The following is a 12,487-nucleotide window of genomic DNA, read 5'->3' on the forward strand; positions in this document are numbered from 1 at the left end:
CCTCGCGGGATGGGAGTGGCACCGACCCATAGGCGCAATGGACCGGCGGGGCAATGGGCTTGGAGGGGCTGCCTCAGTCTTCCGACGGGACGTCCTGCCCCTTGAAGCCCCAGTCCTCCAGCACTTGGGCTTCATCCACTGCGTTCTTTGTCTTCTTGAAGCGGGCGCCGGACACTCCTTTCACCCGGCGCTCGCACGCGGCCCAGGTGGCGTGGCGCTTCACGGAGCCGCCCACCTGGCTCAGGTAGGAGTACGCCTTGGCGGAGGCCTCGCGCTGCTCCTTGGGCTTCTCTGGTGGCAGGGACATGTCCTCCGGCAGGTCATGCACCGCCACGCCGTAGTCCTGGAGCGGGCCGGTGTAGAGCCGCGCGTCGCGCCCCTTCGAATAGGCGACGGCGATGGCGTCCACGCGCTCGTTGCCGGGAACGCCCACGTGGCCTCGGATGTAGAACCACGCCACGGCGGCGGCCTCGGCGGCGTGGTTCTCCTTGCGCTGCGCCAGCAACGCCATCAGCCGCTTCCAATAGAGGGTGTTGGCGACCTCGCCGCCCTCGGCCGTCTTCCACCCGCGCCGGCTCCAGCCGAACGCCCACTTGGTGGCGCCCTGAATCACATACGTGGAGTCCGTGTGGATGTGGATGGGGCCCGGCGCGCGCTCCAGGTGGCGCAGGGCCTTGCCCACGGCCGTCAGCTCCATCCGGTTGTTGGTGGTCTCCGGCTCATGGCCGCCCAACTCCGTCACCAGCCCGTCGGGCGTGACGATGATGCTCCCCCAGCCACCCGGGCCAGGGTTTCCTGAACAGGCGCCATCAGCGAAGACAAGGGTCGGGCGGTGCTCCATGCCGGCACCCTATTCGGCGCGAAGTGCTCCCGCCAGGACGGCGGTGGCCGCGCGCTCAATGCACGGCACTCAGGGAGGGGCCCGGCCGGACGCGCGCGAAGGCGGCGCGAACGGCTTCTTCTGGCTGGGCGCCGTTCAGCAGCAGCACGGGCCCCTTGCCCGCGAGCCGCATGGCCGGGACGCCGCGGATGCCCAGGCGTTGGGCCTCTTCCTCGTCGGCGAGCACGCGCGCGGTGTACCGGCTCGCCTCCAGCGCGCGTGTCATGGACTCGCGATCCAGGCCCACGTCCTCCGCCAGGTCCGCCAGCACGCGCAGGTCTCCAATGTCCCGGCCGTCCTCGAAGAAGGCGCGGAAGAGGGCCTCATGGAACGGAGAGAAAGCCCCGGCGTCCTTCGCGAACTCGGCGGCTTCGAGCGCCAGCCGGCTCCTCGGTTGCACCGGCGGGGGCTTCATCGTCAAGCCCCGCTGCTCGGCCATCGGGTAGACGGCGCGGGCCCAGGCCGACCGCGGTAGCTCGCTCACCGGGGCAAGCGGCCGCGCGGGCGTCGGACGCAGCTCGAACGCGCGCCAGTGGATGTCGAGCTCCGCGCCCAGCCTGGCATGCAACTGCTTGAGGATGGGGAGCTCGAGGTAGCAGAAGGGGCAGACGTAATCGCTCCAGACGTCGAGGCGGACCGGCATGTCCGTTTGGGCCATGGGCGAGGCTCCTTGAAGTCCCCGGCAAGGGACATCCCCTCACGTTGGCCATCCCCGTGCGGGCATGGGCCGCGGTGGCGCCGGTCAACCTGGGGGCCGGCCGGCCGGGCGTGCCCGCCGTGCGGGGCCCTCGACGCGATGCGGCAGGGCCGGCCCTTGAGGCTCACGAAGCGACGGGGGCTCAGGGTGTGACGGAGATGGGCGCGCTTATGCAACTGGATGGTCTCTGTCCGGCTGGCGGGCACTCCGCTTCACGAGGCCACCAGTTCCTTGACAAGGGATTCCATCAGCGTCGGCACGGTCCGGTGCCGCAGGTTGGGCGTGGCCTGGCCTGCCCACAGCGACACGAGGTCCGTGCGGCCCGCCTTGACCGCCGCGGGCTTGAGCTTCGACAGAAACCAGCTCTGGATAGGAAAGGGCGCAATCGCTGCCTGCTGAGAGGTCATCTCCTCTGTCCACCGATTGCGCATGCCTCGCGCCAGCCGGCCCGTGAAGGCCCGCGTCAAGGTGGTGTGCTTCGCGCGGTCGCTGAAGAGCAGCTCGCGGTGGGCATCCGTCGCCCCTGATTCCTCGCAGGCGAGGAACGCCGTTCCCAGTTGCGCGGCCTGGGCCCCCAGGGTGAGCGCGGCGCGGATGCCCCGGCCATCCGCGATGCCACCTGCCGCGATGACGGGCACCTTCACCCGGTCGGCGACGAGCGGCGTGAGGGCCAGCGTTCCCATCAGCGAGTCCTCGGCGCGCGCGAGGAAGGAAGGACGGTGTCCGCCCGCCTCGAAGCCCGCGGCCACGATGAGGTCGACACCGGCCGCGTCCAGGGCCTCGGCTTCGGCCAGCGTGGTGGCCGCGCCGGAGGTGAGGATGCCCCTGCGCCGGCACTCCGCCAGGATTGAAGCGGAGGGTACGCCGAACACGAAGCTGAAGACCGGCGGCCGAGCTTCGAGCAGCGCCTCCACCTGGTCCTCGAAGCGATAGTGGAAGCGCTCGGGCATGGCCGGCTTCTCCACGCCGAGTTCGCGGTAGTACGGCTCGAAGAGGCGGTACACGCGGTCGAACGCCTCCGGGCTGAGCGCATCCCCGCCCGCGTCATGGTCGGAGACCCAGAGGTTGAGCGCGAAGGGCTTGTCCGTCAGCGCCCGAATCCGGTCCGCCACGCGGCCAAGCTCCTCCGGGGGAAGCTGATAGGCCCCATAGGAGCCCAGTCCTCCCAGGTTGGACACCGCCGCGGCGAGGCGTTCGGTGGAGAGCCCGCCTCCGAAGGGGCCCTGGATGATGGGGTGGTGGATGCCCAGCTTCTGGAGGGCTTCGTTCGGTCGCTGCGGGCTCATCGCGGCTCCTTCGGTCGGGAATGGCGGAGGGATAACCGCAGGCGCTGGACGAGGTGGGAGAAATGACACGCGGAAGCGGCCAGGATGTCCGGATGCGGGACTCCGATTCCCACTCCCGCGCAACCGGGCTTCTCGCTTCGTCCAGATGGCCTGTACGCCGGGGATGGCACGCGGCATGCTCGGGCGTCCTGGACATGACGATGACCCTTGGCCAGGACCTCCGCTTCGCGCTGCGCCGGCTTCGTGGCAGTCCCACCTTCACGCTGGTCGCGGTGGCCACGCTCGCGCTTGGGATTGGCGCCAACGTCTCCATCTTCAGCGTGGTGAATGCCGTGCTGCTGCGGCCGCTGCCCATGCACGACGACGCGAGTCTGGTGCGCGTGTACAGCCAGCGGATGCAGGGGCCGGGGCCCACCTCCGTGCTGGACTTCATGGACCTGCGGGAGCAGAGCCGCACGCTGAAGGGCCTGTCCGCGGTGGCGCCCGTGGCGATGACGCTGGCGGCGGACAGCGCGGACACCTCGCCGGAGAAGGTGCAGGCGGGGATGGTGACGGGCGACTTCTTCTCGATGCTGGGCGCTCGCGTGCATTTGGGGCGCGCGCTTCATCCCGATGACGTCCGGCCCGGCGCTCCGAAGGTGGCGGTGATTTCCCATGCGCTGTGGCAGCGGCGCTTTGGCGGGAGCGCCGCCGTGCTGGGGCGCTCGGTGGACCTGGGCGCTCCGGAGCCGTGGACGGTGGTGGGGGTGATGGCGCCGGGCTTCGACTTCCCCGCACGCTCTGAGCTGTGGAGCCCGCTGCTCTGGGAAGAGGGCATGACGAAACCCGAGGGGCGCGGGGCGCACTGGCTGGAGGTGTACGGCCGGCTGGGCCCGGACGTGGCGCTGGCGTACGCGCGCACCGAGTTCTCCGCCATCGCCCACCGTCTGGCGGAGCAGTACCCCCAGACGAACGAAGGCAAGGACGCGCGCGTGGAGCCGCTGCGCGACGTGCTGGTGGGCAACGTCCGTCCGTCGCTCCTGTTGATGCTGGGCGCGGTGGGGGTGGTGCTGCTCATCGCGTGCGCGAACCTCACGCACCTGCTCCTGGCGCGCGCGGCCTCGCGTGAGGGGGAAGTCTCCGTGCGCATCGCCCTGGGCGCGAGCCGTGGCCGCATCGCCCGCGAGCTGTTGGTGGAGTGCGGCGTGCTCGCGGGTCTGGGCGCTGCCGTGGGGCTGCTGGTGGCGATGTGGGCGCTGGATGCGCTGGCCACGTGGGGGCCTCGGGACATTCCCCGCATCGAAGAGGTGTCGCTGGATGGTCCGGTGCTGGCCTTCACCGCGGGACTGGCCGTGCTGACCACACTGCTGTTCGGGCTGGTGCCCGCGCTCCAGGCGGGGCGGCTGGATTTGGTGCGTGGATTGAAGCGGGTGGTGGGCGGCGGAGGTGGGAGCGCCCAGGGACACCGCACGCGCTCCGTGCTCGTCGTGGCGGAGACGGCGCTGGCGGTGTTGCTGCTGGTGTGCGCGGGGTTGTTGCTGCGCAGCTTCGTGCACCTGCAACGGGCCGAACCCGGCTTCGACCCCGAGGGTGTGCTGACGGTGAAGGTGGACCTGCCGCCGCTGCACTATGGCTTTGGCACCGCCGCGCCCGCCGCCTTCTACGACACGTTGCTCGAGCGGCTGCGGGCGCTGCCCGGCGTGGAGCAGGTCGGCGCCGTGAATGGGCTTCCATTGGATGGGGCCCGGTGGACTGTTCCCGTGAAGGACCCGCTGCGGCCTGCTCCGGAGGGGACGGAACCCTGGCAGGCCAGCGTGCGCATCGTGACGCCCGGGGCGCTGGAGGCCTTGCGCGTGAAGGTGCTGCAGGGGCGCGGAATCTCGGCGGCGGACCAGGGCGCGGGTGGGCGCGCCGTGCTGGTCAACGCAGCGGCGGCGCGCCGCTTCTGGCCTGGCGAAGAGCCTATGGGGCGCACGCTGGACACCGACATGGACTGGGGCAGCAGTGCCATGGGCGGACGCGTGGTGGGCGTGGTGGACGACATGGCGCTGGAAGGGCTTGGCGCGCCGTCCCTGCCGGAGGTGTACGTGCCTTACGTGCAGGCGCGGACCACGAGCATGGTGCTGCTGCTGCGGACAAAGGGGGCGCCGCTCGACCTGGCCCCCGCGGCTCGCGCTGAGATTCGTGCGTTGGATGCGAACCTGGCGCCAGGCAGTGTCCGCACGCTGGCCTCGGTGGTTGACCGCACGGTAGCGCCGCTGCGCTTCTACTTGCTCCTGGCGGGGGCCTTCGCGGCGGTGGCGATGGTGCTGTCGGCGGTGGGGCTCTATGGCGTCGTGGCCTATGCGGTGCTGCAGCGCACCCGCGAGCTGGGCATCCGCATGGCGCTGGGCGCGCGTCAGGCGCAGGTACTGGGCCTGGTGCTCGGTCGCTACCTGGGGTTGACGGCCTGTGGGCTCGTCATCGGACTGGGGCTGGCGGTGGCCACCAGCCGCGGCATCACGCACCTGCTGAGCGGCGTTCAGCCCACGGACTCACTGACGTACGTGGCCGTGGCGGCGGTGCTGTTGGCGGTGGCCGCCCTGGCGGTGCTGCTGCCCGCGCGCCGGGCCGCGCGAGTCTCCCCCGCGGTGGCGCTCCGGGCGGACTGAGCAGGCGTCCGGGGCCGCTGCGTTTCAACGGGGCACGGCGGTCATCGTCCCGCGAGGAGGGACGGACGAGCTTGGGGGCGCGTTCCAGGGGGTGGGTCGCACCGTGGCACCGGCTGGCAACGCCGCGGGGCGTGGTCACGGTTGGCTTCGGAGGCGAGGCGCGCCTTCCTGGACGAAAGGGGTCGGTCATGAAGCTCAAGGTGATTGGGATGATCGCGGGTCTGGCGTGGGGGGGCGCGGCTCTGGCGCAGGGCTCGCAGGATCCGGCGATGCCGCCGGAACCCTCGACGCCACGGGAGCCATCAATGCCGCAGGACCCATCGATGCAGCATCCACCCAGCAGCGGCTCGGAGATGTCCGGCGGCATGGGCGGCAGCCAGATGCAGGGCCAGCAGGAGCTGAGCGGCTCCGTGGTGGCCATGCGGAAGGACAAGCTCTACATCAAGGACGAGAACGGAGCGGTTGTGCCAGTCGGCGTGAACCACTCCACGCAAATCGATGGGAAGACCATCGAGAAGCACCGGGACATCCACAGCCACCTCCGGCGTGAAATCAAGGAGGGGGACCAGGTCCGGACCAAGTTCAACGTGGAGAAGACGACCGAGAACATGGCGTCCTCCATCGAGAAAATGAGCAAGTAGTCCACGCCGCACGCGGGCGGCCGCGGTCTGGAGCGTGACGGTGCAGGTTCACCGCCGCCCCGGCCGCGGCTTCCGCCGTTCCCGGATGCCTGTTGGAGGCGAGGTCCCGCGCCTATGCTGCCGCCGGTCGCGGAGCACGGGCTGGGAGCGCGCAAGCAGAAGATACGGGTGGGCATCATCGGGGCGAGCTCGACTGGCGGTTGGGCGCTGTTCGGACACCTGCCCGCGCTCAAGATGTTGCCGCAGTACGTGGTGACGGCGGTCTGCGCGACGAATCAGGAGCACGCGGACGAGGTGGCCCGCCGCCACGGTGTTCCCCATGCGTTCAACCGGCCCAAGGCCCTGGTGACCCATCCGGAGGTGGACCTGGTGGTCGTCTCCGTGAAGGCGCCCGAGCACGACGCGCTGGTGCGCGCGGCCATCGCCGCGCAGAAGGACGTGTTCTGCGAGTGGCCGCTGGGGACGTCGACGGCCCAGGCCGCCGCGCTCACGAAGCTGGCGGAAGCGGCGAAGGTCCGCACCGTCATTGGACTCCAGCGCCGGCTCTCGCCGGGCGTGCGCTACCTCAGGGATCTGTTGGATGAAGGCTATGTGGAAACCCTGCGCTCGGTGCCGCTGCATGCAGCCAGTCCGATGTATGCGGCGTTCGCGCGTGACGTGGTGGAAGGGACTCGGCTGGCGCCCGACTTCAGCGAGGCGCTGAAGCTGCATCGCCTGCTCGACGCGATTGAGAAGGCGACGGCGACGGGTCGGCGCCAGACGTGGACAGAGCCGCTCTAGTGCGTCCGGGCTGCTTCCACTTCGATGAGCCCGGCCAGAATCGTTCGGTGGCAGACCTGTTCGAGGATGCAGTCCTTTGAACAGAGGAGGGTCACCGTTTCGCCCTGCCGCACTCGATTGGCGAGCGCGGTGATGGCTTCTTGCTGCGACGCCATCTCCTGGAGGTACCGCTCGCGGTAGGCATCCAGGGTGATGGGCGTGCGGCCCTTTCCATAGAAGGCGTCGAAGAGCTCCGGGCTGGGCGCCAGGTTGCTTAGCCACGCGTCCCACGTCTCCTTGGCCTTGGGCAGACCTCGCGGCCGGTAATGGCAGACGAGGACGCGGAAGCCGTCATCTGGCTCGGAAGGCACACACCAACGTTTGGTTTTGAGCGGCATCGCTGGGCAACCCTGAACCGGAGGGACGGTATTCCATCCGCGGTGGACCGGATTTCTTACCGGGACGGAGAGGGCTCTGGCCCCGTTGGCCCGGGGTGATGTCTCCAAGTGCTTGGAAATGCTGGCCTTGGGCCTTGGATCGGCGGCGGCACGCGCCCTGCTATGGGGTGATGCAGCAGCGTGACGGGGCAGTCAGGGCGGCGGGTAGGACGGGGCAGCACGGCAGGACGGGGCGGTACGGGCAGCACGCAGCACGGGCGGCGGGTAGGACGGGGCGGTACGGGTAGCGGGTAGGACGGGGTAGCACGGCAGGACAGGGCGGTATGGGCGGCGGGTAGGACGGGGCGGTACGGGCAGTACGCAGCACGGGCGGCGGGTAGGACGGGGCAGCACGGCAGGACGGGGCGGTACGGGCAGTACGCAGCACAGGCGGCGGGTAGGACGGGGCGGTACGGGCAGTACGCAGCACAGGCAGCAGGTAGGACGCGTCGGTAAGGGCAGCACACAGGACGAAGCAGCACGCAACACCAGTCAACGCATGATCGGGCTGACCCAGGCATCACCACTCAGCAGCCGGTCGCGCTGACACAGGCAGCACAGCATCACCGGTCACCGGTCAGTCGCACTGACACCGTCAGCACGCGATGACGCTGAAGAAGCATCGCAGGTCGGCGGGATGGTCGGGCGTGGCGTAGCAGAACGGGGCATTGCAGCCCGTTCAGTCGGACGGCTCGGGTGTGTGGGATGGGCGAGTGGGAGCCGGTCCTCAGCGGAAGAGTTCATTCGCGAGGACCGGTTCGACTCAACAGCGCTCAGAGATTGAAGCCGACGTTACCGACAGAGATGCTCGGCCCGAAGATGAAGGACCATTTACTCGACGGAACGACCGGGTCCAGCGAGGGGTCTCCTCCCGTACGGCGCCGGATGTCTCCGCGGAACTCGTAGGCCAGCCACGCCTGCGCACCCACGGCAGCGCCCGGTCCAATCGGAACGCGCAGACCCAGGCCCAAGACGACCGCGAGCGTCGGCGGGAATTGGATGTCACCCGACTGCGGCACGAGCCCCAGTCCCATCAAGCCCGCTTCGATTCCCAGCAGCCGTTCCTGGCCTTCGTTGTTCAGCAAAGCCAGTCGCGACACGACACCGAAGTTGATGGCGAGCTGCCCGGTGGGCTCGGTGGCGCGGTAGAGGCCCGCGGGAATGGCGGCCGTCGTGTAGAGCCGGAAGAGGCCACCGGTGACGATGGCCGTCCACTGCGCGGAAGGCAGGCCCGTGCGGTCCGTCGTGCTCAATGCATAGCGGGACTCGTCCGCCACGTGGGAGACCTGGACGGTGATGCGGTCGTACTGCCCCAGGTTGCCCGGGACGGGGATGTCGCGCTGCTCTCCCTGCGGACGCAGGAACATCCGCTGCTCGACGCCGCTCTCCCCGCGCACCGAGCCATCCGGCTTCGTGACGCTGATGCGGAGCAGGACCTCCTGGTTCCCATCCTCCGGCTTCAATCGCTGACGGTGCACGATGACGCGACAGGTGTTGCGCATCTCGTAGGGAATCCGGTGGGGGCGGCTGGGCTCCAGTTGCTGGTCCTTGCCGTCCTTGTCCGCGCAGACGAACTCCACCAGGTTCTCGATGCGAGCGGGCACGCTGGCTTCGCGCACCACGCGTTGGAAGCGCTCATCCACCATCACCAGGTCGGTGGTGGCCAGCTCCGCGGGCAGCGTGGGAAGCCGGTAGCCGAAGCGCAGCGCCACGAAGGCGCCCGGCGCCGCCTCGCCCTGGATAAGGGTGACGGACTCCCGCGTCGTGACGCTGTAGGCGCCAGGCAAGGGCTCCAGCACGAAGCGCCCCAGGCCCGCGTTGGACGCCATGCTCACCACGGCGGGCCGGTTGGTCGGGATGAAATCGATGGAGCCATGCCCGGGCAGCGCCAGGCTGGCCCGGGGCACGGGCAGGGGCAGCGTCTTCGCCGTCTCCGAGGCCACCACCGTTCCATCCTGCCGCGACGTCAGCGCGGTGATGGTCACCTGCTGGTCGGACGTGCCGCCCGTGCGCAGCAGGACATAGGTGCCCTCCGCCAGCTTCACCACGCGCTCCACGCGGACGCGCAGGCCGTTGACGGTCCACACCAGGGTGCGCGGGTCATGGGCGCAGACTGGATCCAACCGGACCACGAGCGCGGAGTTCTCCGCGCCGCGCAGCACCGAGCCCTCCACTGCCGTGAGGGGACACGCCAGCACGGACAGCGTGGTGGTGATGACCTGGTCGAGCACATCGCCGCGCGAGAAGTAGACACGCGGCACCAGCCGCGCGCGCAGCGTCACCGTGGCATCCACGCCCGGGACGTTGCGCACGGAGATGAAGCCTTCGTCTGGCTCGCAGCGGGCGATGCCGCAGTCGGCGGTGGCAATCGCCTCGGAGTGGCTGACGGGGACGCTGCCCGGCCCCTTCGACACGTCGATGCCGTTGGAGAGCACCAGGGGCTCGGTGAGGATGGTGCGGCCGGGGCGGATGCGGAGCGATTCGGGGTCCACCAGGTTCCCGAGGGCGTCGTAGGTCTTCACGTCTGGCCCGATGCGGCCGTACGGCGGAATCCAGTACAGCGATGTGTCCGTGGGCAGGCCCTGCGGCACGGGCACCGCGCAGTCCGCGAGTCCCCGGGGCTTGGAGGGGGACAGACAGATGTCCTGCCCCTCCATGGCGGGGCGCTCCGGCTCGCCGCGCGGCTTGCCCGACCACGCGACGCCCACGTTCAACAGCCCCACGCCGCGCAGCTCCAGGCGGCCTTCGTCCGGATAGAAGGAGGTCCCTGAGAAGTCGATGCGCGGCAACGGCCCGGTGGCAATCACCGTGACAATTCGCTCACTGGTCGCGCACTGCGCCGGGGTGTCGGCGACCTTCAGGTCCTGCGTGCGCGTGTTGTCGTCCGGCCTGGCGGGCGGATGCACGGAGCGACCATCCGGGCCCAGGCTCCAGCCGTTGCGGACCGGCCCGCAGACGACACCCTGGGCCAGCACTTCCACGGGGCGGCCACCCTCCGGCACTTGCACGACGGGAGCGGCGGCGGCGAGCCCCGCGGCCAGCAGCGAGGCGAGAACGAGGAGGCGGACAGGGGGGGGCATCACTTCGCTAAAGAGCGAAGGATGCCGCCACGGTCAAGCTCGATTGCCCGGCGATATCAGGCGGCGGGCTGCGCCTCGATGCCCAACGCCTCATGCGCGAAACGAAACATTCGTTCATTGAGCTTTCCGAGAAATTCAAGCGGGTGCCGACCGGAGCGGTCCGCCGCGTCCTCCATTTTCTCCCTGCACCGCAGGTCGGCGCAGAGGTTCACCCCCACGCGCCGCTTGTTGTCCACCGCTGTGGTGAGCAGGCACACCTCGTGAGCCGAGCCGTAGCTGTGGCACCACTCGCACATGCGGGTGACGGGCTCGCCGCCCAGGGAGTCCCGGCGGAAGATGATGCCAATGGGCTTGCGGCTGCCCGGCGCGGAGAAGATGAGGTACACGCGCGCGCCGGACGTCTCCGTCCAGGCGAGGTAGTCACGCACGAAGAGCGGGAAGGTGATGCCCGGGGGCATCTCGATGACGCGGCGGTCTCTGGGGCGGAAGGATTCGATGAGCGCCCGGTCGTTTTCGAATCGGAACACGGCTGCTCCTTGGAGAACATCTGCCCCTAACAGTGGGGTATGTCCGTTTCCACCGGAACCCACCAGCAAGGCGGGCGCTCGCCCGGTGCGGCATGTGCTCGGCGCGCTGCGCTCCCTGGACGGCCGGGCGCTGGCGGCGGTTCTGAATACGTGGCCATTCCCCGTCGCCGCTCGCCGGGATAGAAATGTCGTGCCGGGCGGTGATGGGTACCGCCCCTTGAAACCCTCTGGAGGCATCGTGAACTCGCCCCTTGTGCTCGACGCGGTGGAAGTCCTGTTCGCCTCGAGGGCGCAGGCCGCCTAGCCGGCCGCGAAGCTCTGTCACAGCGCGGCCGTGCGCTCCTCGGGGAGCCCTGAAGAACCAGGTGCGCCATTGGCACCGCTCTGTCCGGAGTCCTTCCAATCATGTCGCTTGAAACCCTCGGCTGGGGTCCAGCCTTCGAACACGCATTCTCCACGCTCGTCTCGCAGTCTCCGCTGTCCCTCGTCCCTGGCCGCGTCGTGCGCCAGCATCGAGGGTTGCTCACGGTCCAGACGGACACGCGCACCCTGTTGGCGCGCACCGCGGGCCGGCTTCTCCATCAAGCCCCCGGCGTCGAGTCCCTGCCCACCATCGGCGATTGGGTGGCGCTCCAGCTCCCCGATGGGGACGGCGAGGCGCTGCTCCACGCGGTGCTGCCTCGCGCCAGTGTGCTCGCCCGGCGCGAGGCGGGCAGTGAGCGCGACGGGCAGCTCATCGCCGCCAACCTGGATGTCGTGTTCCTCGTCGCGGGACTGGACGGCAACTTCAATCCCCGCCGCATCGAACGGGCATTGGCGCTGGCGTGGACCAGCGGCGCCGCGCCCGTGGTGGTGCTCACCAAGGCGGACCTGCGCCCGGACGCGGACTCACTCGTGGCCGAGGTGGAGGAGCTGGCTCCAGGCGTACCCGTGTTCGCGCTGAGCTCCTGGACGGGGGAGGGCATCGAGGCCCTTCGCGCGCAGCTTCAGGCCGGGAAGACGGGGGCGTTGCTCGGCTCCTCCGGTGTCGGCAAGTCCACGCTGGTCAACCGGCTCCTGGGCGAGGCGCGGCTGGTCACCCAGGCGGTCCGCGCCGAGGACGACAAGGGCCGTCACACCACCACGCACCGCGAGCTGTTCGTGCTCCCGGGCGGCGGACTGCTCATCGACGGACCCGGCATGCGCGAGCTGGGGCTGTGGGGCGAGGATGACGGCATCGGCCAGACGTTCACCGACATCCTCGAGCTGGCCGCCGGCTGCCGCTTCACGGACTGCCAGCACCAGCGAGAACCCGGGTGCGCGGTGCGCGCGGCCGTGTCGTCGGGGGCCCTGCCCGAGGCGCGGCTCGCCAGCTACGAGCGGCTGCGGCGCGAGCAGGCCTTCCAGGCCCGTCAGCGCACCGCGACCGCGGAGCACGACAACCGGCGCCACGAGCGCGGACGGGCCTTGATCGTCAGGGATGCCTTGCGCTCCAAGCGCCGGCGGGACTGAGGCGCCCGTCCCTGGGGGGGCGGGTGGAGTGACCGCCTTCTGACTGCCCGGCCGCTTCA

10 protein-coding genes are annotated in these 12,487 nt (G+C 69.9%); 4 read left to right on the forward strand and 6 right to left on the reverse strand.

All coding sequences use genetic code 11. The features are described from left to right. Positions 1–73 precede the first annotated feature (73 nt). The 3 genes from BHS09_RS10980 to BHS09_RS10990 form a co-directional block, all read right to left on the reverse strand. Positions 74–841, reverse strand: coding sequence for an RNase H family protein (locus BHS09_RS10980; RefSeq protein WP_140789496.1), 768 nt, complete (start codon positions 839–841; stop codon positions 74–76). A 55-nt stretch (positions 842–896) separates the two neighbouring features. Next, positions 897–1,538 carry a DsbA family oxidoreductase gene (locus BHS09_RS10985; RefSeq protein ID WP_140789498.1) on the reverse strand — a complete coding sequence of 214 codons (642 nt, stop codon included), beginning with the start codon at positions 1,536–1,538 and terminating at the stop codon, positions 897–899. A gap of 251 nt (positions 1,539–1,789) precedes the next feature. Further along, the gene (locus BHS09_RS10990) at positions 1,790–2,863 is read right to left on the reverse strand and encodes an NAD(P)H-dependent flavin oxidoreductase (RefSeq protein WP_140789500.1); all 1,074 of its coding nucleotides are present in this window, start codon (positions 2,861–2,863) and stop codon (positions 1,790–1,792) included. A gap of 194 nt (positions 2,864–3,057) precedes the next feature. Between BHS09_RS10990 and BHS09_RS10995 the strand changes: the two genes are divergently transcribed. The 3 genes from BHS09_RS10995 to BHS09_RS11005 all read left to right on the forward strand — a co-directional run bounded on the left by BHS09_RS10995 (position 3,058) and on the right by BHS09_RS11005 (position 6,914). Then, positions 3,058–5,493, forward strand: a complete 2,436-nt coding sequence (locus tag BHS09_RS10995; protein ID WP_237080307.1) for an ABC transporter permease — start codon at positions 3,058–3,060, stop codon at positions 5,491–5,493. 188 nt (positions 5,494–5,681) lie between these two features. Beyond that, positions 5,682–6,134 carry a hypothetical protein gene (locus BHS09_RS11000; protein ID WP_140797837.1) on the forward strand — a complete coding sequence of 151 codons (453 nt, stop codon included), beginning with the start codon at positions 5,682–5,684 and terminating at the stop codon, positions 6,132–6,134. Between the two features lie 114 nt (positions 6,135–6,248). After that, positions 6,249–6,914: a Gfo/Idh/MocA family protein gene (locus tag BHS09_RS11005; RefSeq protein ID WP_140797838.1), complete on the forward strand. Its 666-nt coding sequence runs from the start codon at positions 6,249–6,251 to the stop codon at positions 6,912–6,914. On the opposite strand, the gene BHS09_RS11010 is transcribed toward BHS09_RS11005, so the two are convergent. The 3 genes from BHS09_RS11010 to BHS09_RS11020 form a co-directional block, all read right to left on the reverse strand. Further along, on the reverse strand, positions 6,911–7,291 hold the full coding sequence (locus BHS09_RS11010; protein WP_140797839.1) for a DUF488 domain-containing protein: 381 nt from the start codon (positions 7,289–7,291) through the stop codon (positions 6,911–6,913). The two genes, BHS09_RS11005 and BHS09_RS11010, sit on opposite strands and share 4 nt — an antisense overlap. Before the next feature lie 812 nt (positions 7,292–8,103). Continuing rightward, complete coding sequence (locus BHS09_RS11015; RefSeq protein ID WP_140789508.1) at positions 8,104–10,410, reverse strand: hypothetical protein; 2,307 nt, start codon at positions 10,408–10,410, stop codon at positions 8,104–8,106. Between the two features lie 56 nt (positions 10,411–10,466). Further along, positions 10,467–10,937 carry an FBP domain-containing protein gene (locus tag BHS09_RS11020; protein ID WP_140789510.1) on the reverse strand — a complete coding sequence of 157 codons (471 nt, stop codon included), beginning with the start codon at positions 10,935–10,937 and terminating at the stop codon, positions 10,467–10,469. Positions 10,938–11,342: 405 nt separating this feature from the next. Here BHS09_RS11020 and rsgA point away from each other — a divergent pair, with 405 nt between their 5' ends. Then, a complete protein-coding gene (gene rsgA / locus BHS09_RS11030) occupies positions 11,343–12,428 on the forward strand; it encodes a ribosome small subunit-dependent GTPase A (protein ID WP_140789514.1) in 1,086 nt (361 codons plus the stop codon). Positions 12,429–12,487 lie beyond the last annotated feature (59 nt).

Origin of the sequence: Myxococcus xanthus (assembly GCF_006402735.1) — a bacterium.
GTDB lineage: Bacteria > Myxococcota > Myxococcia > Myxococcales > Myxococcaceae > Myxococcus > Myxococcus xanthus_A.